The sequence below is a fragment of the Streptomyces sp. NPDC090106 genome (assembly GCF_044747265.1).
Classification (GTDB): Bacteria; Actinomycetota; Actinomycetes; order Streptomycetales; family Streptomycetaceae; genus Streptomyces.
The window spans coordinates 505,718-525,712 of sequence record NZ_JBIVDS010000008.1 but is presented as its reverse complement, the minus strand read 5'-3'; the positions used below and the strand labels follow the sequence as shown (position 1 = coordinate 525,712).

Below are 19,995 nucleotides of genomic sequence, written 5' to 3'. Positions count from 1 at the left end.
GCCGGCCGTCCCCCGGCAGGAACGTGGGACCCCTGCCGGGGGCCCGGTCCGCCACCGGACTCCACACCTCTCATCCGCAATCCCTGAACTCCCGTACCAGGAGGTGGAGATCATGCCTCGCACCGTGACCGTCGGCCTCGACGGCTCGCGCGAGAGCCGTACCGCGGCCGAATGGGCGGCCCGTGAAGCGCGGCTGCTCGGACTGCCGTTGCGGCTCCTGCACGTCTGGGAGCCGGTGCCGGCCCCGATGGCGCAGGCACCGCTGCTCGGCGCCGGGACCCAGCAGCACTGGACCGAGCGGATACCGCGCGAGGCGGCCGACAGCGTCCGGCTGCGCCATCCCGGCCTCGACGTGACGACGGAGCAGGTGTCCGGCCACCCCGCCGACGTCCTGGCGGACGCGGCGCAGGACTCCGAACTGCTGGTGCTGGGCTCGCGCGGCCTGAGCGGGATCGCCGGGTTCATGGTCGGCTCGGCCGGACTGGCGGTCGTGGCGCACGCCGAGCGGCCGGTCGTCCTGGTGCGGGCCGGGGAACAGGCGAGCGACGAGCACGAGAAGGACCCGGCGGGCCTCCCGTCCGCCGCGACGCCGTTCCGGCCGGTCGTCCTCGGCCTGGACGTCGAGGACCCCGACGAGACGCTGATCGGGTTCGCGTTCGACGCGGCCGGCCGACGCCGCACGTCCCTGCGGGTGGTCCACGGCTGGAACCCGCCCCCGTACTACGCCTACGGGCTCGCCGCCGACCTCGAACTCCGCGGGGAACCGGTGCGCCGGGAGTCCGTCGCACTGACCGAGGTCCTGGCGCCCTGGCGCAAGAAGTTCCCGGACGTCGAGGTCACCGAGGAGTCCCCGTACGGAAGCCCCGGCGGCCATCTCGTGGACGCGTCGCGCGACGCGAGCCTGGTCGTCGTGGGCCGCCGTGTCCGGCGCGGCAGGTGGGGCGCCCGCACAGGCCCCGTCACCCACGCCGTCCTGCACCACGCCGAGGCACCCGTCGCGGTCGTCCCCCACCCCTGAACAGGAGGACTGCCCCGATGGAACTGCCGATCGTCGTCGGTGTCGACGGCTCGGAGCCCGGCGCGCGGGCCGTGGACTGGGCGGCCGACGAGGCCGCCCGGCGCGAGGTGCCGCTGCGGCTGGTGCACGCCTCGCTGTGGCAGCGGTACGAGGGCGTGGCGCTCGCCGCGGACCTGGGCGGTCAGGCCGAAGGACTGGAGGCCGCGCACGTCGTGGAAGACGCCGTACGGCGGGCCCGGCGGCGCCGCCCCGACGTGAAGGTCTCCTCCGAAGTCCTCGTCGAGGAGCCCGAGTACGTCCTCGTACGGGAGAGCCGCCACGCCTGTCTGCTGGTGACCGGCACCCGCGGGAACGGCGCTCTCACCGAGGCGCTGCTGGGCTCGGTGAGCCTGACGGTGGCCGGGCACGCCCACTGTCCGATGGTCGTCGTACGCGGCACACCCGGGGGCGGGACCGGACCGGGCCGGGTCGTCGTAGGCGTCGGGGACGGGCCGGCCGGCGCGGCGGCGCTGGACTTCGCCTTCGAGGAGGCGCGGCGCCGCGCGGTGCCGCTGGAGGCGGTACGGGCCTGGCGGTGCCCCGCGCGCGAGAGCCTCGCCGGGGACCCCGCCCGGCAGCACGAGCGGCGCGCGGCCGACGAGCTGGAAGCCGCGCTGCGGGATGCCCCGCCCGACGTGGACGTGCGCCGCCGTACCGTCGAGGGTCATCCCAGGGACGTCCTCGTGGACGCCTCCCACGAGGCCGGCCTCCTCGTCGTCGGCGCCCGACGCGGCAAGCGCCACTTCGGCCTCCAACTGGGCCGCGTGACCCACGGAGTACTGCACCACTCCACCTGCCCCGTCACCGTCGTCCCGGAACGTCAGTGACGGCACACACGGCCTCCCGCCGAGGTCAGCGCACCCTCCCCCGCGGCTTCAACGGCACCGGCGGCAGCTCAGGCGCGGGCAGTGGGGCGCCGTCGTAACCCTTGACCTCGCCGAAGCGGGTGCCGGTCGTCCAGTCGGCGCGGGCCTGCTCGATCTCGGCCTGGGAGCGCCCGATCCAGTTCCAGAACATGACGAGCTCCTCCTCGAAGGGCTCGCCGCCGAGGAGCATCAGGCCCGCGTCCGACTCGGCGCGCAGGGGCAGTTCGCGGCGACCGCAGCCCAGGTAGAGCATGGAGCCCGGCAGGAGCGGGACGCCGTCCACGTGGGCTTCGCCGGACATGGACAGGACGGCGTACTCGAAGTCCGGTTCCAGCGGCAGGCGTACGTCCGCGCCCGCGGTCAGCGTGAGGTCGGCGCCGACGAGGGGGGTGTACGTCGTTCCGGGCGAGGCCGCGCCGTCCAGGTCGCCCAGGATGAGGGTGGCGTCGACGCCGGGCGCCGTGACGTGGGGCAGTTCGGCGTGGTGCTCGAAGTGCGGGTCGGTGTGGCGGTGGCTGTCCGGGAGGGCGACCCAGAGCTGGGCGCCGTGCAGGAAGCGGGCGTGCGACCTGGGGCTCTCCTCGGAGTGGCTGATCGCCCGGCCGGAGGTCATGAGCCCCAGCTCGCGGGGGCGGATGGTCTCCAGGCTGCCGGTGGAGTCGCGGTGCAGAACCTCGCCCTGGTGGAGCCAGCTCACCGTCTGCAGGCCCATGTGCGGGTGCGGGGGCACCTGCATGCCGGGCTCGTCGGCGATGTCGTCGGGGCCGTAGTGATCGACGAAGCACCAGGCGCCGACCATACGGCGCCCGAGGTTGGGCAGCAGACGGCGGACCTCGGTGGATCCGCCGAGCTGGACGGTACGGGGGCTGAGGAGTTCGCGAACGGGCTCGGCCACCACGAAGCCGCGGCCGCCGCACACGGCCGGAACCGGCTCGCGATCAAGGTTGCTCATACCGCCCAACCTAGTCCCGCGAAGGACGTTCCGTCAGTTCGTCATCCGGCCCGCACTCCTGACCGGCGGTCGGCGGCTCCGGCACAGCTTCGACATGGCTCCGGCACGGCTCCGGGGTCGCTGGTGTCCCTGGTCAACGCGGCGCCACCGAAAACAGTAGCCATGTATATAGTAGCCATGTACTGTATTTTTCATGAGTGAGGGTTCCGAGAAGGCCACGCCCGGCTTCCTGGTGTGGCGGCTGTCGATGAAGTGGCGTACCGCGGTCGACCGGGCGGTGGCCCCGCTGGGGCTCACCCACGCGCAGTACTCGATCGTCGCGTCGCTGTACGGCATGGAGCGCGACGGCGAACGTCCGAGCCAGCGGCAACTGGCCGACCGCACCGGCCTGGAGGCGCTGTACGTGTCCAAGCTGGCGCGGGCCCTGGAGGCCGCGGGGCTGATCGAACGCGCCCGGGACCCGCGCGACCCGCGTGCCGTGCGGCTCGCCCTCACCGAGCGGGGGCGCGGGACGACCCGGCGTGCCATCGACGTCGTCCAGGCACTGCACGGGCAGTTGCTGGCGCCGCTGGGCGGCCGGGGCAGTGTGCGGACCGAGCGGTTCACCCGTGAGCTGGCGGCCCTGCTCGACGCACCGCTCGACCCGTCCGCCCTCGCGCCCCTCACCCCTCCGGAGCCCGACCCCTCCGACAAGGAGCAGCCATGACCACCACCGGTACCGCCACTCCCCTGCTCGACCCCCGCGTCCTGGCGCTGGCGCACTACGCCGGCCGCGGGATCCTGGAACGCGTGCTGGCCGGGCACGGCGTCACCTTCCAGGAGTCCGTCACCCTCCGGGTCGCCGCCGTCGCCGACGGGCCGGTCGAGCGGGAGGGGATCGCCGCCGAGGTCGTCGGCTCGCTGAAGATCGGGGCGGCCGAGGCGCGGGCCGTGGTCGACGGGCTGGTCGGCGCGGGGCTGCTGGCCGCCGAGGGGCCGTCCGGGGTGCGGATCACGGACGCCGGACGGGCGCTGCACGCCAGGACGTCGGCCGAGACCGCCCCCGTCAGCGCCCGGATCTACGCCGGGATACCGACCGAGGACCTGGCGGTCGCCGGACGGGTCCTGACCCTCATCACCCAGCGGGCCGACGCGGAACTCGCGGCCCTGGCCGGGGCTCCGGCCACCACCGCCAAGTAGTGGAATATTCAACCGACCTCCGCCGTTGACGGCGCCGAAGGACGTCACACGAGTGGACACGACGTACTACGACCACGGAACACAGACGGAGCGCTGGGAGCGCGCGCGGATGTTCTTCGACGCCAAGGACTACGCCGCCGCCGCGCGGGTCCTGGACGGACTGGTCGAGGAGGTGCCGGAGCAGACGGGACCGCGGCTGCTGCTGGCCCGCTCCTACTACCACTCGGCCCAGCTGGGCCGCGCCGAGGGCGAGTTGCGCGTGATCGTGGAGCGCGACCCGGTGGAGCACTACGCCCGGCTGATGCTCGGCCGGACGCTCCAGCGGCAGGGCCGCCACGAGGAGGCCGAGCCGCATCTGCGTCTCGCCTCGGCGCTGGCCGGTGACTTCGAGGAGAACTGACCGGACGTGACGGAAGAGGGCCCGGTTCGCGCGCTGCGCGGGAACCGGGCCCTCTTCCTCATGCCGCGGAAGCGCGGTGCGCGCGCCTCATGCCGCGGGAGCGCGGTGCGCGCGCCGGTGGGCGATCTCGCCGAGCACCACGTCGGTCACGAGGAACGCGGCCAGCGGGATGCCGAGCAGCGGCATGAAGTAGCCGAGCACGGCGATGAGCGCCACACCCGGCACGAGGATCTGCGGCGGGACCTTCTGCCACGCGCCGCGCGGGATCGGGCGGCCGAAGGCGCTGCCCTTGCCGCGCCTCCACCACATCAGGTAGCCCCACACGATCATCAGGACCAGCGAGAGCGCGAGCGCCATCAGCAGCAGTTGGTTGACGAGTCCGAACAACACACCGGTGTGCAGGTCGATGCCCCAGCGGGTCAGCTTGGCGAGGACCGGGTAGTCGGCGAAGCGCACGGTGTCGGTGACCTCGCCGGTGGTCGGGTCGACGGCGACCGCGTCCTGCTTGGTGGGCCAGGAGCGCTGCACCTGCTTGACGACGTACGCCGAGGACGCGTCGGCCGGCGGCACGATCTCGACGGGGTCGCCGAGCCCTTCGGCGCGCGCCGCCGCGAGGACCTTGTCGAGGCCGACACCGTGCTCGGCGTCCCCGGCCGAGGCGGAGGCGCCGTGCCCCGAGTGGTCGCCGCCCGAGGCGGCGGAGACGGACGGGGTGGCCTGGCGCAGGCTGGTGCGCAGTTCGTCGATGCTGGCGCCCGCGTAGGTCGACCAGGTCAGGCCCGTCACCGACAGGAAGAGGAACCCGAGGGCGGCCCACACCCCGACGGTGCCGTGCAGCCCGAGCGTGCGGCGGCGGCCCTGGGTGCCACGCACCTTGCGCTGGGCCCGGCGGCGCGCGAACCACAGCACCAGACCGGCGGTCGCGATCACCCACAGCCAGCTCGCCGCGAACTCGCCGTAGAGGCGGCCGGTCTCGCCGAGGTGCAGCGTGCGGTGGAGTCCCGAGATCCAGGTACGCACCGGCAGCGCGCCACTCGATCCGTACTGTTCGAGGGCGCCCTCCACCTTGCCGGTGTACGGGTCGACGAACACCGCGAGGGTGTATTCGGGGTCCACGCCCTCGACCCCGGACAGCATCACCCTGGTCGTGGCGTCGCTCTCGGGGGAGGGCCGTACGGCCGCGACGGCGCCCTCGGGGTGGGCCTCGCGGGCGGCGGCGACCTGCTCGGATATGGGCAGCTTGGCGTCACCGACGGCGGAGACGGTCATCTCGTCGGCGTAGAGGATCTTCTCGGCCTGGAACGAGGCCGCGTACAGGAACCCGGTCACCGCGGCCACCAGCAGGAACGGCGCGACGAACAGACCGGCGTAGAAGTGCAGTCGCAGCATCAGCGGGCGCAGCGGCGCCCAGGTGCCGGGTTTCGGCGTGGGATCGGCGGCTCGGGGAGCCTCGTCCGTGATCGTCGAGGGAGCGGAGGACATCGGCGGCTTACTCCGAGGGGAGAGGACGGGCTGGAAGGGGACGGGCTTGAGCGGTACCGGTCCAGTAGTCGGGCCGGGTGGGCACCGAGTTCCCGGGGCTGCGAGTGGTCTGCGTCACACCTGCGCGCATGGCATTCTGGCGCGATGGCAACTCTCCCTGATCACAACCCCTTTGACCCCGACCTCTTGGGCCCCGGCCCCTTCGATCCCGTCTCCCTCGACCGCGTGCCCCTCGTCGAGCGGGTCGAGCGGCTCCTGGCCGTCGACGGTCCGCTGCCGATCGTGGCGGCCGGCGACCCGGTGCTGCGCCGCGGCACCGAGCCCTTCACGGGGCAGCTCGACGACGCGCTGCTGGCCCGGTTCGTCGAGGCGCTGCGCGTCACGATGCGCGCCGCTCCCGGTGTCGGCCTCGCCGCCCCGCAGGTCGGCGTGGAGCTGCGCATCGCGGTGATCGAGGACCCGGCGCCGGTGCCGGAGGAGGTGCGGCTGGTCCGGGGTCGGGTGCCGCTGCCGTTCCGGGTGCTGGTCAACCCGTCGTACGAGCCGGTCGGCGCCGCCCGCGCCGCGTTCTTCGAGGGGTGCCTGAGCGTGCCGGGCTGGCAGGCGGTCGTCGCGCGCCACGCCGAGGTGCGGCTGGTGGCCGAGGACGCGGACGGCAAGGCCGTCGACGAGGTGTTCACGGGGTGGCCCGCCCGGATCGTGCAGCACGAGACGGACCACCTGGACGGTCTGCTGTACCTGGACCGGGCGGAGCTGCGCTCGCTGTCCTCGAACGAGGCGATGGCGGAGCGCTGGGCAGGCCACCCGACCCCCGGGGCTGCTGCCGCCGCCCTGGGGTTCGAGCTTCCCGCCGGTTAGGGCGTGTCCGTGAAGTCCCGTCGTCCGCCCGGAGGCAGGCGGGACCTTGCGGACACGACCCCGGGCCCGTCAGCTGTCGCGGTACGTCTCCAGGAGCCGCAGCCACACCTCGCTGACCGTGGGGTACGCCGGTACCGCGTGCCACAGGCGGCTGATCGGGACCTCGCCCGCGACGGCGACGGTGGCCGAGTGGATGAGCTCGCCGACGCCGGGGCCGACGAAGGTGACGCCGAGGAGGATCTCGCGCTCCACGTCGACGACCATGCGGGCGCGGCCCCGGTAGCCGTCACCGTAGAGGCCGGCGCCGGAGACGTTGGCGAGGTCGTAGTCGACGGCGCGCACCCGGCGTCCGGCCCGTTCGGCCTCCGCGAGGGACAGGCCGACCGCGGCGGCCTCCGGGTCGGTGAAGACGACCTGGGGCACGGCCGCGTGGTCGGCGGTCGCGGCGTGCGCGCCCCACGGGTCGGTCTCCAGCAGGGGGGTGCCCGAGGCCCGGGCGGCGATGGCGGCGCCGGCGATCCGCGCCTGGTACTTGCCCTGGTGGGTGAGGAGGGCGCGGTGGTTGACGTCGCCGACGGCGTACAGCCAGTCGTTGCCGGTGACGCGGAGGCTGTCGTCGACCTCCAGCCAGGAGCCGGGTGCCAGGCCGACGGTGTCGAGGCCGATGTCGTCGGTCCTCGGCGCGCGTCCGGTGGCGAAGAGGATCTCGTCGGCCTCGATGCGCTCCCCGCCGCCGATGGCGACCACGACGGTGCCGTTCTCCCGGGTCACCGAGTCGACGGAGACGCCGGTGCGGACGTCGACGCCCGCCTCGGCGAGCGCCTCGGCGATGAGTTCCCCGGCGAAGGGCTCCATGCGGTTGAGCAGGCCCTTGCCGCGGACCAGGAGGGTGACGCGGGAGCCGAGGGCCTGCCAGGCGGTGGCCATCTCGGCGGCGACGACCCCGCCGCCGACCACGACCAGGCGGCCGGGCGCCTCCTTGGCGCTGGTGGCCTCGCGGCTGGTCCAGGGCTTGACCTGGTCGAGTCCCGGCAGGTCGGGCAGGAGGGCGCGGGTGCCGGTGGACACGACGACGGCGTGCCGCGCGGTCAGGGTCTTGTCGCCGACGGTGACCGTGCGGGGCCCGGCGAGGCGGCCGTGGCCGCGGTACAGGTCGGCGCCGATGCCCTCGATCCAGCCGACCTGGCCGTCGTCCTTCCAGTTCGAGGTGAAGTAGTCCCGGCGCGCGAGGACCGCGGCGGTGTCGAGAGGGCCTTGTACGGCCGCGGCGAGGCCGGGCAGCCGTCGGGCGTCGGCCTGGGCGATCACCGGGCGCAGCAGGGCCTTGCTGGGCATGCACGCCCAGTAGGAGCATTCGCCGCCGACCAGTTCGCTCTCCACGACCGCGGTGGAGAGTCCCGCCGCACGCGTGCGGTCGGCCACGTTCTCCCCCACGGGCCCGGCCCCGAGCACCACGACGTCGTACGCGATGGTTTCCGTTTCCGTCATGGGGTCAGTCTGGTGGGTGGTGTGCCGGGAGGCCACACGGGTAGGGGCGCGGAATACGTGCCCGGTCGGCCGTGTTCGCATGGACGGCTTCGCGCCCACGTCAGTTCGCCGCCGGATCAGCAGGAAGAGGGATGCACGCCATGAGCAGCACCGTGGAGCTCACCAAGGAGAACTTCGACCAGACGGTCACGGACAACGACTTCGTCCTGATCGACTTCTGGGCGTCCTGGTGCGGGCCGTGCCGTCAGTTCGCCCCCGTCTACGAGAAGGCCGCCGAGGACAACCCGGACCTGGTGTTCGGCAAGGTGGACACCGAGGCGCAGCCGGAGCTGGCCGCGGCGTTCGGCATCCAGTCGATCCCGACGCTGATGATCGTCCGGGACCGGGTCGCCGTGTACGCCCAGCCGGGCGCGCTGCCGGAGGCCGCGCTGACGGACGTCATCGGACAGGCCCGCGGGCTGGACATGGACGAGGTGCGCAAGGCGGTCTCCGAGGCGGAGGCGAAGGCCGAGCAGAACGGCCAGTGACACCAGGGTCCCGAAGGGATCCCCGGGGCTTCCCCCGGAGCGACGAGGGGCCTTCGCGGCTCAGCGCTCCAGGGGAAGCCCCGTGTAGTTGGCGGCCAGTTCGGCGGCGGCGTCGCGCGACGAGGCGATCCGGCGCAGCCGGGCGAGCTGGAGGCGGTCCTCGAAGGGGTCGCCGTCCGGGTGGGTGTGCAGCATCCTCGTCATCTCGTGGGAGAAGCGGGTGGCCTGCCAGACCCGGGCCAGGCACTCCCGCGAGTAGCGGTCGAGGAGTTCCTCGGAGCCCGTGCGGTGCAGGGCGAGGAAGGCGCGGGCCAGCAGGCGTACGTCGGAGACGGCGAGGTTGAGGCCCTTGGCGCCGGTCGGCGGGACGATGTGGGCGGCGTCCCCGGCCAGCAGGAGCCTGCCGTGGCGCAGCGGCTCGTGGACGTGGCCGCGCATCGAGGTGAGGGACTTGGCGGTGACCGGGCCCCGTTCCAGGGTCCAGTCGGCGTCGACGGCGAAGCGGGCGGCGAGTTCGTCCCAGATCCGGTCGTCGGGCCAGTCGCCGAGGTCGGTGTCGGGGGGAACCTGGAGGTAGAGCCGCGACACCGTCGGCGACCGCATGCTGTGCAGGGCGAAGCCGCCCTCGCCGCGGGCGTAGATCAACTCGTCGCAGGACGGGGCGACATCGGCCATGATGCCGAGCCAGGAGTACGGGTGGTCGTGCGTGTACGTCCGTACCGCGCCCGCCGGGAAGGCGTCGCGGGCGACGCCGTGGGAGCCGTCGCAGCCGACGACCCAGTCGCAGTCCAGCGTCCGCTCCCGGCCCTCGTGACGGAACCGTACGCGGGGTGCGGAGGTCTCCGGAGCTTCGACCGCGAGGGCCTCGGCTTCGAACAACAGGGGTGGTCCGTCGGCGAGTTGGAGGGCGATCAGGTCCTTCACGATCTCGGTCTGGGCGTAGATGGTGACGGTGCGCCCGCCGGTGAGGGCGGGGAAGTCGATGTGGTGGCGTTCGCGGTCGAAGCGCAGCTCGATGCCGCCGTGGACGAGCCCCTCCGCGTCCAGCCGTCCGGCGGCGCCGCACGCGCGCAGGGCGTCGACCGTGCCCTGCTCCAGCATTCCGGCGCGCTGGCGGTGCTCGGCGTAGGCGCGGGTCCTGGCCTCCAGGACGACGCAGTCGACGCCCGCCCGGTGCAGCAGGCGGGCCAGGAGCAGCCCGGCGGGGCCGCCGCCGATGATGCCGACCGTCGTGCGCATGGCACTCCCCTCGGGCCGAGTGCCCGTGCCGGGTCCTGTGTCCTGTGTCCTCGGGTCCAGGCTGTCAGCTCGACTCGCGGTGCACCACCGAGGCGCCGAGCACCTTGTGCGTCTCGGGTGCCGCGCCGGGGTCGCGTACCGCGCGGTCGACGAGTTCGGCCAGGTCACGGCCGGAGGGCAGCTCCAGGCGGACGGTGCTGAGCCGGGGCCGCAGGAGGCGGCCGAGCATCAGGTCGTCGGCGCCCATCACCGCGGTGTCGCCGGGGACGTCGATCCCCTGGTCCTGGAGGGCGCGGGCCAGCAGCATCGCGTACTCGTCGTTGTAGGCGAACACGGCGTCGAGGCCGAGGTCGCGCCAGCGGGCGGCGAGTCTGGCTCCGGCCTCCTCCGTGAAGGCCAGCGGCAGCGGGGTGACGGTGGCGTCGGTGCCGTGGAGGGCGCGGCGCACACCGCTGAGCCGGGGTCCGGCGAAGGGTTCGAGTCCCGCCTCCTGGGGGACGACGACGCCGATGCGGCGCCGGCCGCGCTCGTAGAGGTGGGCGCCCGCGCGGCGGCCGACGAGTTCGTGGTCCATGAGCAGCGCGTGGGCGCCCTCGACGGACTCCGGGCCGAGGGTGACGACCGCGCGGGCGCCGGAGCGCTTGAGCACGGCGACGCCCTTGGGGCCGAGGCCGGCGCCGGGCACCAGGACGGCGACGGGGCGCAGCTCGGCCCAGGCGCGGGCGGCCTCGTCGCCGTGCAGGCCGACGGTGCCGTGCTGGACGACGGTGTAGTCGAGGCGGCTGAGGGCCCACTGGAGCTCGCTGATGAACTGCCCGTAGAGGTGGCCCACCGGGATGGCCGGGGCGGGCATCAGGACCAGGCGGCTGTGTCCGGCGCGCAGACTGCGGGCGGCCGCGTGCGGCACGTACCCGAGCTCCTTGGCGGCCTCGTGGACGCGGCGGCGGGTGGGCTCGCTGATCCGGACGGCACTGGTGTTGTTCAGGACGTAGGAGACGGTCGCGCGGGAGACCCCTGCCAGGCGGGCCACATCGGCGCTCGTGGGTACCGAGCGCGGTGCGGTGGGCGCGGGCGCGGGGCTGTTCGGTATCTGCACCATGACGTACGGCATCTTGGCAGACACACAGGTTCGGTCTTCCGGCGGGGGAACACGCCATCGTGGCGCCGCGCGGGCGGTGGAGGGCTCAGGCGGGCGGGGCGGTCGCGGTGACACGGGCGACCAGGTCGGTCCAGCCCCGCTCCAGGCGTTCCATCGGCATCCCGCAGTCCCTGGTCAGATGGTGGATGAGGGCGGGATCGAGGTACGACAGGAGGGTGAGCGCCAGGAGGTCGCAGTCGGCGTCCGGGACGATCTGCCGCAGCAGGACCGTCACGTGCAGGGCGAGCCCCCGGACGGTGGGGTGGGCGTAGCGGCGCGTCGGTTCGCGCTGGGCGGCGAGCTGGAGGTCCAGCTGCTCGGCCGAGCGGTAGAGCACGGCGACGCCGAAGGCGCGGAGCCGGTCCAGGGCCGGGGCTCCGGGGCCCAGCGGGGGCGGGCCGCCGAGGAAGTCCGCCTGGAGGGTGCGGGAGGAGTGGTCCAGCAGGGCCATGAGCAGCCCGGTGCGGTCGCCGAAGCGGCGGAACACGGTCCCTTTGCCGACCTCGGCCGCGGCGGCCACCGCCTCCATGGTGACCCCGTCGACACCGTGCTCCGCGATCAGCCGGGTGGCGGCCTCCAGCAGCCGGGCCCGGTTGCGGGCCGCGTCCGCGCGCAGACAGGGCTCGTCCTCGGGGCTGCTGAGCTGCAGCAACTCGTCCTCGCCCGAAGGATCTTGAGACCTCGGGAAGGGCGGCAGGGTGGCGGACATGAAGACAGCGTAAAGCATCGGGAATGAAACTGGACCGTGGTCCGGTTAGGATGCTAGAACATTAAACGGACCCCGGTCCGGATTGTGACGGCAGTGTTTCACCCCCCCTGGAGTTAGCCATGTCTGTTCGTATCCTTGCGCTCGTCGGCAGCCTTCGCGCCGGTTCGCACAACCGCCAGCTCGCCGAGGCCGCGGTCAAGTTCGCCCCCGAGGGCGCGAACATCGAGCTCTTCGAGGGTCTCGCGGACATCCCGTTCTACAACGAGGACATCGACGTCGAGGGCAGCGTCCCGGCCCCCGCCGCCAAGCTGCGCGAGGCCGCCCAGGCCGCCGACGGCTTCCTGCTCTTCTCCCCCGAGTACAACGGCACCATCCCGGCCGTCCTGAAGAACGCCATCGACTGGCTGTCCCGCCCCTACGGCGCCGGCGCCTTCGGTGGCAAGCCCGCCGTCGTGGTCGGCACCGCCTTCGGCCAGTTCGGTGGCGTCTGGGCCCAGGACGAGACCCGCAAGGCGCTCGGCATCGCCGGCGCCAAGGTGCTGGAGGACGTGAAGCTCTCCATCCCCGGTTCCGTGGTCCGCTTCGCCGAGACCCACCCGGCCGACGACGCCGAGGTCGCCGCGCAGCTGACCGAGGTCATCTCCCGTCTGCACGGCCACGCCGGCGAAACCGTCGCCGCCTGACCGTCGCACCCCGAAGGGGGCCGGAGCCCACAAGGCTCCGGCCCCCTTCTCGCGTCCCCAGGGGGCGCTGTGCGGGACTTTCCCAACTCCCCCTAGGCCACCGCCGTCGCGGCCAGTTCCCTCAGTTCGGCGAGCGCCGCCCCGATCGCCGGGCGGTCCTCGGCGCCCCGACGGGTGCAGGTCAGGAGCCTGCGGCGGGGTTCGTCCGCGCAGCGCACCCGCGTGACCGGGAGGTGCGTGTCGAGCCGGGCCAGCCTCGGGATCAGGGCGACGCCGAGCCCGTGGGCGACGAGCTGGGCGGTGACGTTCCACTCCACGGCGTGATGGACGACGTCGGGGCTGAACCCGGCCGCCCCGCACGCGGACATCACATGGGTGCGGCAGGGGCTCTCCGGCACGGGGGCGATCCAGCGCTCGCGGGCCGCCTCGGCCAGGTCGACGGGAGAGCGCCCGGCGAGCGGGTGGCCGACCGGGACGACGAGGTCGAAGGGGTCGTCCAGCAGCGGACGCTGTGCGAAGCGGGCGTCGCCCGACGGCGGGCTGAACGGGGTCGCCTCGACGACCGCGAGGTCCGTCTCCCCCGCGAAGAGCAGGTCGAAGCTCTCCGGCACACCCACCTCCCGGACCTGTACGGCCAGCCGCGGATACCGCTCCTGGAGCCGCACCGCCATCGGCGCGAGCAGCACGGACACCGCCGTCGCGAGGCCGCTGACCCGCAACGGCCCCGCGGGAGCGTCCCGTTCGGCGCGCAGATCCCGCTCGGCCTGTTCCCAGCGCGCCTGGATGGCGTCCGCGTGCGCGAGGAGGCTCTCGGCGGCCGGGGTCAGCCGTACGCCGCGCCCCTGCGGTGCGAGGAGGTCGACGTCGAGTTCGCGGGCGAGCTGGCGGATCTGCTGCGAGGCGGCGGACGGTGTGAAGTGCAGGGCGCGGGCGGCGGCGGTGACCGTGCCGTAGTGCGCGACCGCCCTGAGGACATGGAGCCGACGCAGATCAATCATGAAGCCCACGCTTCAAGGTGCCGTGCGGAAAGTCAACCTGGACGTGTACGGAGGCGTGCCGCACGCTGGGTGGTGTCGCGACGGTCCGCCGCCCACGTCAGCGAAGGAGTCCCCATGACCAGCACGACCGCCGGCCGTTGCCCGCACTGCGGATGGCCGGACGCCGCCGAGCCCTTCCAGGTGGTGTCCCGGCACGGCACCGCCGCGGGCCGCACGGTGTGGACGCGGTGCGGCTGCGGTTCGTTGCAGGTGCGCGTGTCCGACGACCGCGGGACCCGGGTCGTCTCCCGCGGTCGCCCCGCCGGGGCTCAGCCGAGCCCGGCCAGCCGCTGAACCGCGGGCGTCGCGAACGTCTCGATGAACCCGGCCGGTTCGACGGTGCGCGGGGCGAGGATCACGGTGTCGACGCCGAGCTCGGCGTAGCCCTCGATGTCCCGGGTGAAGGCGTCCAGGTCGCGGGCGGCGAGCGGTTCGCCGGAGTAGGTGACGGTCCTGCTGATCGTGTCGTAGTCGCGGCCCTCGGTGTCGCAGTGGCCGCGCAGCACGTCGAGCTTGTGCGCGACCTCCTCGGGCGAGGTGGCGAAGAGGTTGCAGGCGTCGCCGTACCGGGCGACCAGGCGGAGCGTCTTCTTCTCGCCCCCGCCGCCGATCAGGATCGGCGGGCGCGGGCTGCTGACCGGCGCCGGGACGCACAGGGTCTCGGCGAGCCGGTAGTGCTCGCCCTCGAAGGGGCCGTTCTCCTGCGGGTCCCACATCCGCAGGCAGATCCGCAGGGTCTCCTCCAGCCGCTCGAAGCGTTCCGCGAGCGCCGGGAACGGCACCCCGAGGCCCTCGTGCTCCCGGTCGTACCAGGCGGCGCCGATGCCCAGCGTGGCCCGGCCGCCGGACAGGACGTCGAGCGTGGTCACGATCTTGGCGAGGAGGCCGGGGTGACGGTAGGTCACACCGGTCACCAGGGCGCCGAGCTGGACCGTGGAGGTGTGGGCGGCGAGGTAGGAGAGGGTCGTGTACGCCTCCAGCATGGGGTCCTCGGCGCCGCCGTTGAACTCCATCTGGAAGTAGTGGTCCATGACCGACAGCCAGCTCAGTCCCCCGGCCTCGGCGGCGGCTCCCGCGGCGGCGAGTTCCGGGCCGGGCGCGGGGCCCGTTCCGGCGTGCCCGAACTGGTTGATGTGTACACCTACGCGCATGCCCGTCTCCGTCCGCCGTCCAGACCGTCGTCTTCGTCGTCCCTGCCGACGCTAGATCTTCGAGTGCTCTCGAAGTCAAGCGCTCAGGGGGCGGATTCCCGCTCCCCCTCCTCCCCCGCGTCCCCCTCCTTCTCCTTCTCCTTTGCCGACGCCCGCAGGCTCGTGAAGGTGGTCACCGCGAGGACCAGCACGATGAAGCCCAGCGAGAAGGGGATGCCGATCTCGGGGACGTGGAACCCGGACTCGTGCAGCGCGTGCAGGACGAGCTTCACCCCGATGAAGCCGAGGACGATCGACAGCCCGTAGCTGAGGTGGACCAGCCGCTTGAGCAGACCACCGATCAGGAAGTAGAGCTGGCGCAGCCCCATCAGGGCGAACGCGTTGGCGGTGAAGACGATGTACGGCTCCTGGGTGAGCCCGTAGATCGCGGGGATGGAGTCGAGGGCGAACAGGACGTCCGTCGAACCGATCGCGAGCATCACGACCAGCATCGGGGTCATCACGCGCTTGCCGTTCTGCACCACCCACAGCTTGGTGCCGTGGTAGCGGTCGGCCACGCCGAAGTGCCGTTCGGCCATCCTGAGCAGCTTGTTCTCCCGGTACTCCTCGTCGTGCTCCTCCTTGCGGGCGTCCTGGACGAGTTTCCAGGCCGTCCAGATCAGGAAGGCGCCGAAGACGTAGAACACCCAGGAGAACGTGGAGATGATCGCCGCGCCCGCCGCGATGAACACGGCGCGCAGCACCAGCGCGATCAGGACGCCGACCGTCAGCACCCGCTGCTGGTACGGGGCGGGCACCGCGAACTTGGACATGATCAGGACGAAGACGAAGAGGTTGTCGACACTGAGCGACTTCTCGGTGATGTAGCCCGCGAAGAACTCCCCGGCCGGTCCGCCGCCGCTGACGACGAGCAGCCCGAGCCCGAAGAGCCCGGCGAGGACGATCCACACGACCGTCCAGACGCCCGCCTCCCGCACGGTCACCTCGTGCGGGGTGCGGCCGACCAGGAAGTCGACCGCGACCAGCACGCACAGGGCGGCCACGGTGATCAGCCAGACGGACAGGGTGACGTTCACGCGGGTGCTCCTCGTGCGGTCGGGCCTCGACGGCGCCTCGCCTCCGGTTCGCGTGGCGCCGCGTCTCGTGGCGCCCTGTCCCGCGACGCCGCGTCTCGTAGCGCTTTGTCTCAGGTCGCGCCGTCCGGCGCCGCGGCCACCCGCCGTACGGCGGGCAGGTTCCGCCGGACGGCGGCACTCCCGTCCGGCGTGACCGCGCGGATCATGGGCACACGCCCGCTGGGAGGAGAAACCATGACCCTCGTACCACCGCCGTTCGACCCGGAGCTCGCCGCCGCCCTGGAACTGGTCAAAGACGTGCTCACGCCCGGTCTGACCCTGGAGGAGATCGACGGCATCCGGCAGGGCCCGGGCCTCCAGCTCCTCGCCGCGCTGGACCTGACCCTCGACGGGTTCTTCGAGGTCGAGGACCGGACGGTGCCGGGTCCGGCGGGCGCCCCCGAGATCTCGCTGCTGATCTGCCGCCCCGCCGCCGCCCCGCGCTCGGGCCCTCGGCCGGTGATCTACCACGTCCACGGCGGCGGCATGGTCATCGGCACCAACCGGGTGGGCGTGGACGCGGCGCTGGGCTGGGCGAAGGAGCTGGACGCGGTGGTGGTGTCGGTGGAGTACCGGCTCGCACCGGAGCATCCGCACCCGGCACCGGTCGAGGACGTGTACGCCGGTCTGGTCTGGACGGCCGGACACGCGGCGGAGCTGGGCGCCGATCCGGAGCGGATCGTCATCGCCGGGGCCAGCGCGGGCGGCGGTCTGTGCGCGGGGCTCGCCCTCCTCGCCCGGGACCGCGAAGGCCCGGCCCTGATCGGGCAGGTCCTGCTGTGCCCGATGCTCGACGACCGCAACGACTCCCCCTCCACCCACCAGATGGCGGGCGTCGGGGTCTGGGACCGCACGGCGAACGAGACCGGCTGGACGGCCCTGCTGGGTGACCTGCGCGGCGGCCCGGACGTGCCCGCCTACGCGGCTCCGGCCCGCGCGGAGGACCTCTCCGGTCTGCCGCCGGCGTTCCTCGACGTGGGGTCCGCCGAGACCTTCCGGGACGAGGTCGTCGCCTACGCGTCGCGGATCTGGCAGGCGGGCGGCGTCGCCGAACTCCACGTGTGGCCGGGCGGCTTCCACGGCTTCGACGGCCTCGCCCCGCAGGCCGCCGTCTCCCAGGACGCACGCGCGGCCCACCTGCGCTGGCTGCGCCGACTGCTCGGAAGCTGAACGACGGTCCGGGGTCTCCCGTCCGTCCGGGTCGTCGCGCACCATGGACTCATGAAAGAGCTGGCCGGGCGCCTGACCGCGCTGGATCCGGACGCCGGTGCCGCCGTCCGGGTCATCGCCTACTTCGACCGGCTGGCCGAGTCACGGGCCGGCCTGGAGGCGCTGGTGCGCGGCGCAGCCGTGCTGGCCGGGGTGCCGGCGCGGCTCGTGGACGCCGGGCGCCGGGTGTCTGTGCGGGTCGAGCCCGACGGCACCCGCCGTGATCCGGACGGCGCCGCGCCCGACCCGCTGTGGCCCTCGGCGCCGCTGCTGTCCGACGGGGCGCCCGCGCTGTGGCTGGAGCGGACGTCACCGGCCACGGTCGTCGACGCGGTGATCCTGGAGCGGGCCGCCGGTGCCGTGCGGCTGGTCCTGGACCGGACCCGGGGCCGGGTCCCGCTCGACGATCCCGCGCTCGTCGAGACGCTTCTCGACGCCACGGCACCGGAACCGGCGCGGCTGCACGCGGCGCGCGGGCTGGGTCTCGACCCGGCGCTGCCCGCGCGGGCCGTGGCCTCGGCGGACGGGCCGCCCCTGATCGTGTCCGGGCAGCGGCCCGCCGATCTCACCACGGGCCGGCTCGGCGTCGGCCCCGCGGTGCCCGTGCCCGACCTGCCCCGCTCCTGGGACGCCGCCCGCACCGCGCTGCGGTTCACCGCGGAGGGCACCGCCCAGGACCCCGGCGAGCGGGTCGTGCACGCCGACGACCTGGGCGGCCTCGCGCTCCTCGCCGACCTCGTCGTACGCGGTGGGCGGCCTCCGGCGGACGTCCGGGCGCTGGAGACGGCCGCCGCCTCGGCGCCCTGGCTGCTGGCCACCCTCCACGCGGTCGCCTCGACGACGAGCCTGCGGGCCGCCGCCGCGGAGATCAACGTCCATCACTCGACCCTCCAGGACCGGCTCACCCACGCCGAGCACCTCCTGGGCTGGTCGCCGCGCACCCCGCACGGCCGCTTCAGGCTCCAGACGGCGCTGACGATGCGGCACCTGGCGCGCGGGTGAGGCGGTGGGGACGTGCCGCGGTGCCGGTCACCGGAACTCGTGGACGACCTCGATGTCCCCGACGATGTGCGCGTTGAACTCGTCCAGTTCCTCGGCGGGCACCCACAGCTCCAGGATCGTCTTCCCGCCCGCCTGCCGGACCGGGTACCGGCCGAGGAAGCCGGTGTCGGCCTCGAAGCGGGTCACGAACCCGGCGCCGTCGTGCCTGACGTTCCAGTCGCGGGCGATCCGCACCGCGTAGTCCTCGTTCAGGACGGGGTAGAAGATCGGCTGCTCGGGCAGCCGGGGCGGCCAGGCGCGCCAGTCCAGCTCACGCACCAGATCCAGCTCCCGGGGGCCGGTGGGACGCCACAGGGTGGTGGTCGGACGGCGGCTGTTCACGGTGATCGCTCCTGGTCGGGGCTCACAAGCTAGCCGCCCGGCGCGCCGTCGGACACCGGATTCCGTCCGTACCCATCACTCGACGGTACTCCGCGTTTGCATTTATCCCGCGTATGCAACTATCGTCGTCCGCATGAGTACGCCCCTTCCCACCATCACCCTGAACAACGGCATCGAGATCCCGCAGCTCGGCTTCGGCGTCTTCCAGGTACCGGACGCGGAGACCACCGCGGCCGTCGCCTCGGCCCTGGAGGCCGGGTACCGCAGCATCGACACCGCCGCGATCTACGGCAACGAGGCGGGTGTCGGACAGGCGCTCGCGGAGTCCGGGATCGCGCGCGAGGACCTGTTCGTCACCACGAAGCTGTGGAACGCGGACCAGGGCCACGACGCCACCCTCAAGGCGTTCGACGCGAGCCTCGCCAAGCTGGGCCTCGACCATGTCGACCTGTACCTGATCCACTGGCCGACCCCGGCGCGCGACCTGTACCGGGAGTCGTGGCGGGCCATCGAGACGCTGGTGGCCGACGGACGCGTCCGCGCCGCGGGCGTCTCGAACTTCCAGCCCGCGCATCTGCGCCGGCTGCTCGACGACAGCGCGCTGGTGCCCGCCGTCAACCAGATCGAGCTGCACCCCGGCCTCCAGCAGGCCGAACTGCGCGCCCTGCACGCCGAGCTGGGCATCGTCACCGAGGCGTGGAGCCCGCTCGCGCAGGGCGCGGTGCTGGGCGAACCGGCGCTCACCGCGATCGCCGCGCGGCACGGCAAGTCGCCCGCGCAGGTGGTGCTGCGCTGGCATCTCCAGCTCGGCAACGTGGTGATCCCGAAGTCCGTGACCCCGGCCCGTATCCGGGAGAACGCGGACGTGTTCGACTTCGCTCTCGGCGACGACGAGATGGCCGCGATCGCCGCCCTGGACCGCGGCCTGCGCACCGGCCCGGACCCGGACACGCTCAACTAACGCCCGGCGGAGCGTCGTTCGAGGTGTTCGAGCGCCGTCTGCGCCCACTGGAGAATGCCGCGCTCGAAGGCCATGCCGCCCTGGAGCGTGAGATAGGGGCCGATGCGGTCGGCCGTGGCGAGGTACTCGTCCTCGCCGCGGCCGGCCAGCATACGGTCCCGCATCCGTTCGTAGCGGGCGAGTTTCGCGGCGGAGCGCTCCCGGCGTTCGGTGATCGCCGTGCGGACGGCGTCGGCGTCACCGATGTCGACGCACTGGACCTTGACCATGAGCTCGTCGCGGATGGCCGTGGGCTTGGCGGGGACGTCGGCGACGTAGGCGCGCAGCACCTCCAGGCCCGCGTCCGTCAGGGAGAACAGCCGTTTGTTGGGGCGGCGTTCCTGCTCGACGACCCGGGCGGAGACCAGCCCTTCGCCCTCCATGCGCTCCAGCTCCCGGTAGAGCTGCTGGGGGGTGGCCATCCAGAAGTTCGCCACGGAGGCCTCGAAGCCCTTGGCGAGGTCGTATCCGGAGGCCTCGCCCTCCAGCAGGGCGGCCATCACGGCGTTGCGCAGAGCCATG

General features: G+C 73.3%; 23 protein-coding genes. 12 read left to right on the top strand and 11 right to left on the bottom strand.

Going from position 1 to position 19,995, the window contains the following annotated elements:
- Positions 1–112: 112 nt before the first annotated feature.
- Both ACIPSE_RS27505 and ACIPSE_RS27500 read left to right on the top strand, forming a co-directional pair.
- On the top strand, positions 113–1,018 hold the full coding sequence (locus ACIPSE_RS27505; protein WP_401667179.1) for a universal stress protein: 906 nt from the start codon (positions 113–115) through the stop codon (positions 1,016–1,018).
- A gap of 17 nt (positions 1,019–1,035) precedes the next feature.
- The gene (locus tag ACIPSE_RS27500; RefSeq protein WP_401667177.1) at positions 1,036–1,884 is read left to right on the top strand and encodes a universal stress protein; all 849 of its coding nucleotides are present in this window, start codon (positions 1,036–1,038) and stop codon (positions 1,882–1,884) included.
- Positions 1,885–1,909: 25 nt separating this feature from the next.
- Here the strand turns inward: ACIPSE_RS27500 and ACIPSE_RS27495 are convergent, their stop codons facing one another.
- Complete coding sequence (locus tag ACIPSE_RS27495; protein WP_401667174.1) at positions 1,910–2,875, bottom strand: pirin family protein; 966 nt, start codon at positions 2,873–2,875, stop codon at positions 1,910–1,912.
- Positions 2,876–3,068: 193 nt separating this feature from the next.
- On the opposite strand from ACIPSE_RS27495, the gene ACIPSE_RS27490 reads away from it, so the two are divergent.
- Genes ACIPSE_RS27490 through ACIPSE_RS27480 form a run of 3 tightly spaced genes read left to right on the top strand, consistent with a single transcriptional unit; the run spans position 3,069 to position 4,454 of the window.
- Positions 3,069–3,581, top strand: coding sequence for a MarR family winged helix-turn-helix transcriptional regulator (locus ACIPSE_RS27490; RefSeq protein ID WP_401667171.1), 513 nt, complete (start codon positions 3,069–3,071; stop codon positions 3,579–3,581).
- On the top strand, positions 3,578–4,054 hold the full coding sequence (locus tag ACIPSE_RS27485; RefSeq protein ID WP_401667168.1) for a MarR family transcriptional regulator: 477 nt from the start codon (positions 3,578–3,580) through the stop codon (positions 4,052–4,054). The genes ACIPSE_RS27490 and ACIPSE_RS27485 overlap by 4 nt, the downstream gene beginning before the upstream one ends.
- A 52-nt stretch (positions 4,055–4,106) precedes the next feature.
- Positions 4,107–4,454, top strand: a complete 348-nt coding sequence (locus ACIPSE_RS27480) for a tetratricopeptide repeat protein (RefSeq protein ID WP_401667166.1) — start codon at positions 4,107–4,109, stop codon at positions 4,452–4,454.
- A gap of 87 nt (positions 4,455–4,541) precedes the next feature.
- Here ACIPSE_RS27480 and ACIPSE_RS27475 read toward each other — a convergent pair whose 3' ends face one another.
- On the bottom strand, positions 4,542–5,936 hold the full coding sequence (locus ACIPSE_RS27475; RefSeq protein ID WP_401667163.1) for a PepSY-associated TM helix domain-containing protein: 1,395 nt from the start codon (positions 5,934–5,936) through the stop codon (positions 4,542–4,544).
- 144 nt (positions 5,937–6,080) lie between these two features.
- On the opposite strand from ACIPSE_RS27475, the gene ACIPSE_RS27470 reads away from it, so the two are divergent.
- Positions 6,081–6,794: a peptide deformylase gene (locus ACIPSE_RS27470; RefSeq protein WP_401667161.1), complete on the top strand. Its 714-nt coding sequence runs from the start codon at positions 6,081–6,083 to the stop codon at positions 6,792–6,794.
- A 69-nt stretch (positions 6,795–6,863) separates the two neighbouring features.
- Here ACIPSE_RS27470 and ACIPSE_RS27465 read toward each other — a convergent pair whose 3' ends face one another.
- Positions 6,864–8,282, bottom strand: a complete 1,419-nt coding sequence (locus ACIPSE_RS27465; RefSeq protein ID WP_401667159.1) for a dihydrolipoyl dehydrogenase family protein — start codon at positions 8,280–8,282, stop codon at positions 6,864–6,866.
- Between the two features lie 140 nt (positions 8,283–8,422).
- Between ACIPSE_RS27465 and trxA the strand changes: the two genes are divergently transcribed.
- Positions 8,423–8,809, top strand: coding sequence for a thioredoxin (gene trxA, locus ACIPSE_RS27460; RefSeq protein WP_401667157.1), 387 nt, complete (start codon positions 8,423–8,425; stop codon positions 8,807–8,809).
- Between the two features lie 60 nt (positions 8,810–8,869).
- Here the strand turns inward: trxA and ACIPSE_RS27455 are convergent, their stop codons facing one another.
- The 3 genes from ACIPSE_RS27455 to ACIPSE_RS27445 form a co-directional block, all read right to left on the bottom strand.
- A complete protein-coding gene (locus tag ACIPSE_RS27455) occupies positions 8,870–10,048 on the bottom strand; it encodes a 4-hydroxybenzoate 3-monooxygenase (protein WP_401667154.1) in 1,179 nt (392 codons plus the stop codon).
- A 64-nt stretch (positions 10,049–10,112) separates the two neighbouring features.
- On the bottom strand, positions 10,113–11,147 hold the full coding sequence (locus tag ACIPSE_RS27450; RefSeq protein WP_401667151.1) for a LacI family DNA-binding transcriptional regulator: 1,035 nt from the start codon (positions 11,145–11,147) through the stop codon (positions 10,113–10,115).
- A gap of 85 nt (positions 11,148–11,232) precedes the next feature.
- Positions 11,233–11,913 (bottom strand): TetR/AcrR family transcriptional regulator, encoded by a 681-nt coding sequence (locus tag ACIPSE_RS27445; RefSeq protein WP_401667149.1) that lies wholly within the window; start codon positions 11,911–11,913, stop codon positions 11,233–11,235.
- A 101-nt stretch (positions 11,914–12,014) separates the two neighbouring features.
- Here ACIPSE_RS27445 and ACIPSE_RS27440 point away from each other — a divergent pair, with 101 nt between their 5' ends.
- Entirely contained in the window at positions 12,015–12,578 is a 564-nt protein-coding gene (locus ACIPSE_RS27440) for an NAD(P)H-dependent oxidoreductase (protein ID WP_401667147.1), read from the top strand.
- Between the two features lie 92 nt (positions 12,579–12,670).
- Here the strand turns inward: ACIPSE_RS27440 and ACIPSE_RS27435 are convergent, their stop codons facing one another.
- On the bottom strand, positions 12,671–13,576 hold the full coding sequence (locus tag ACIPSE_RS27435) for a LysR family transcriptional regulator (protein WP_401667144.1): 906 nt from the start codon (positions 13,574–13,576) through the stop codon (positions 12,671–12,673).
- 114 nt (positions 13,577–13,690) lie between these two features.
- Between ACIPSE_RS27435 and ACIPSE_RS27430 the strand changes: the two genes are divergently transcribed.
- Positions 13,691–13,909 carry a hypothetical protein gene (locus ACIPSE_RS27430; RefSeq protein WP_401667142.1) on the top strand — a complete coding sequence of 73 codons (219 nt, stop codon included), beginning with the start codon at positions 13,691–13,693 and terminating at the stop codon, positions 13,907–13,909.
- Here ACIPSE_RS27430 and ACIPSE_RS27425 read toward each other — a convergent pair.
- Both ACIPSE_RS27425 and ACIPSE_RS27420 read right to left on the bottom strand, forming a co-directional pair.
- Complete coding sequence (locus ACIPSE_RS27425; RefSeq protein ID WP_401667139.1) at positions 13,885–14,766, bottom strand: LLM class F420-dependent oxidoreductase; 882 nt, start codon at positions 14,764–14,766, stop codon at positions 13,885–13,887. The two genes, ACIPSE_RS27430 and ACIPSE_RS27425, sit on opposite strands and share 25 nt — an antisense overlap.
- A gap of 83 nt (positions 14,767–14,849) precedes the next feature.
- Positions 14,850–15,842, bottom strand: coding sequence for a TerC family protein (locus ACIPSE_RS27420; RefSeq protein WP_401667137.1), 993 nt, complete (start codon positions 15,840–15,842; stop codon positions 14,850–14,852).
- A gap of 234 nt (positions 15,843–16,076) precedes the next feature.
- On the opposite strand from ACIPSE_RS27420, the gene ACIPSE_RS27415 reads away from it, so the two are divergent.
- Positions 16,077–17,051, top strand: coding sequence for an alpha/beta hydrolase (locus ACIPSE_RS27415; RefSeq protein WP_401667135.1), 975 nt, complete (start codon positions 16,077–16,079; stop codon positions 17,049–17,051).
- Between the two features lie 51 nt (positions 17,052–17,102).
- Entirely contained in the window at positions 17,103–18,092 is a 990-nt protein-coding gene (locus tag ACIPSE_RS27410) for a helix-turn-helix domain-containing protein (protein WP_401667133.1), read from the top strand.
- A 27-nt stretch (positions 18,093–18,119) separates the two neighbouring features.
- On the opposite strand, the gene ACIPSE_RS27405 is transcribed toward ACIPSE_RS27410, so the two are convergent.
- Positions 18,120–18,473 (bottom strand): hypothetical protein, encoded by a 354-nt coding sequence (locus ACIPSE_RS27405; RefSeq protein WP_401667131.1) that lies wholly within the window; start codon positions 18,471–18,473, stop codon positions 18,120–18,122.
- A 133-nt stretch (positions 18,474–18,606) separates the two neighbouring features.
- Here ACIPSE_RS27405 and ACIPSE_RS27400 point away from each other — a divergent pair, with 133 nt between their 5' ends.
- Positions 18,607–19,434 carry an aldo/keto reductase gene (locus ACIPSE_RS27400; protein ID WP_401667129.1) on the top strand — a complete coding sequence of 276 codons (828 nt, stop codon included), beginning with the start codon at positions 18,607–18,609 and terminating at the stop codon, positions 19,432–19,434.
- Here ACIPSE_RS27400 and ACIPSE_RS27395 read toward each other — a convergent pair.
- Complete coding sequence (locus ACIPSE_RS27395) at positions 19,431–19,994, bottom strand: PadR family transcriptional regulator (RefSeq protein ID WP_401667126.1); 564 nt, start codon at positions 19,992–19,994, stop codon at positions 19,431–19,433. The two genes, ACIPSE_RS27400 and ACIPSE_RS27395, sit on opposite strands and share 4 nt — an antisense overlap.
- Between the last annotated feature and the right edge of the window lies 1 nt (position 19,995).

Bases quoted from the DNA above. Each gene is read 5' to 3' on its own strand.
- ACIPSE_RS27505 (WP_401667179.1), top strand. From the start codon at position 113: ATGCCTCGCACCGTGACCGTCGGCCTCGACGGCTCGCGCGAGAGCCGT.
- ACIPSE_RS27465 (WP_401667159.1), bottom strand. From the start codon at position 8,282: ATGACGGAAACGGAAACCATCGCGTACGACGTCGTGGTGCTCGGGGCC.
- trxA (WP_401667157.1), top strand. From the start codon at position 8,423: ATGAGCAGCACCGTGGAGCTCACCAAGGAGAACTTCGACCAGACGGTC.
- ACIPSE_RS27485 (WP_401667168.1), top strand. From the start codon at position 3,578: ATGACCACCACCGGTACCGCCACTCCCCTGCTCGACCCCCGCGTCCTG.
- ACIPSE_RS27400 (WP_401667129.1), top strand. From the start codon at position 18,607: ATGAGTACGCCCCTTCCCACCATCACCCTGAACAACGGCATCGAGATC.
- ACIPSE_RS27445 (WP_401667149.1), bottom strand. From the start codon at position 11,913: ATGCTTTACGCTGTCTTCATGTCCGCCACCCTGCCGCCCTTCCCGAGG.
- ACIPSE_RS27410 (WP_401667133.1), top strand. From the start codon at position 17,103: ATGAAAGAGCTGGCCGGGCGCCTGACCGCGCTGGATCCGGACGCCGGT.
- ACIPSE_RS27470 (WP_401667161.1), top strand. From the start codon at position 6,081: ATGGCAACTCTCCCTGATCACAACCCCTTTGACCCCGACCTCTTGGGC.
- ACIPSE_RS27430 (WP_401667142.1), top strand. From the start codon at position 13,691: ATGACCAGCACGACCGCCGGCCGTTGCCCGCACTGCGGATGGCCGGAC.
- ACIPSE_RS27395 (WP_401667126.1), bottom strand. From the start codon at position 19,994: ATGGCTCTGCGCAACGCCGTGATGGCCGCCCTGCTGGAGGGCGAGGCC.
- ACIPSE_RS27495 (WP_401667174.1), bottom strand. From the start codon at position 2,875: ATGAGCAACCTTGATCGCGAGCCGGTTCCGGCCGTGTGCGGCGGCCGC.
- ACIPSE_RS27455 (WP_401667154.1), bottom strand. From the start codon at position 10,048: ATGCGCACGACGGTCGGCATCATCGGCGGCGGCCCCGCCGGGCTGCTC.
- ACIPSE_RS27500 (WP_401667177.1), top strand. From the start codon at position 1,036: ATGGAACTGCCGATCGTCGTCGGTGTCGACGGCTCGGAGCCCGGCGCG.
- ACIPSE_RS27415 (WP_401667135.1), top strand. From the start codon at position 16,077: ATGACCCTCGTACCACCGCCGTTCGACCCGGAGCTCGCCGCCGCCCTG.
- ACIPSE_RS27475 (WP_401667163.1), bottom strand. From the start codon at position 5,936: ATGTCCTCCGCTCCCTCGACGATCACGGACGAGGCTCCCCGAGCCGCC.
- ACIPSE_RS27450 (WP_401667151.1), bottom strand. From the start codon at position 11,147: ATGGTGCAGATACCGAACAGCCCCGCGCCCGCGCCCACCGCACCGCGC.
- ACIPSE_RS27435 (WP_401667144.1), bottom strand. From the start codon at position 13,576: ATGATTGATCTGCGTCGGCTCCATGTCCTCAGGGCGGTCGCGCACTAC.
- ACIPSE_RS27425 (WP_401667139.1), bottom strand. From the start codon at position 14,766: ATGCGCGTAGGTGTACACATCAACCAGTTCGGGCACGCCGGAACGGGC.
- ACIPSE_RS27440 (WP_401667147.1), top strand. From the start codon at position 12,015: ATGTCTGTTCGTATCCTTGCGCTCGTCGGCAGCCTTCGCGCCGGTTCG.
- ACIPSE_RS27490 (WP_401667171.1), top strand. From the start codon at position 3,069: ATGAGTGAGGGTTCCGAGAAGGCCACGCCCGGCTTCCTGGTGTGGCGG.